General features: G+C 40.7%; 1 protein-coding gene. It reads left to right on the plus strand.

What is annotated here, in order from left to right:
* Positions 1–435: transposase (locus KI350_RS22765; protein WP_212930596.1), on the plus strand; the 435-nt coding region annotated here is incomplete at both ends.

The raw sequence follows: 435 nt of genomic DNA on the forward strand, positions 1-435 counted from the left end.
TAGAAGAAGCCATGGACTTTTCTTTTATTTATGAAAAAGTTGCTCCCCTTTATTCTTCAAAAGGGCGCCCAAGCATTGATCCCGTTGTATTGATCAAAATGGTTCTGATTCAGTACGTGTTTGGCCATCGCTCGATGCGCGAAACTATTAAACGGATCGAAACCGATGTCGCTTATCGCTGGTTTATTGGATATGGCTTCTCTGAAAAAATCCCTCATTTTTCAACCTTCAGTAAAAACTATGAGCGCCGTTTTCATGATACGGACCTATTTGAAACAATCTTCTATAAAATCTTGCGTCAGGCCATGGATCTTGGTCTTGTCGACCCGTCGGTCGCCTTTATCGATGGAACCCATGTCAAAGCCAATGCGAATAAGAAAAAGTTTGTGAAGAAGATTGTGAGAAAAGAAACAAGAGCTTATCAGGAACAATTAG

Source organism: Bacillus sp. J41TS8 (assembly GCF_018333035.1).
Taxonomy (GTDB): Bacteria; Bacillota; Bacilli; order Bacillales; family Bacillaceae; genus Bacillus; species Bacillus paralicheniformis.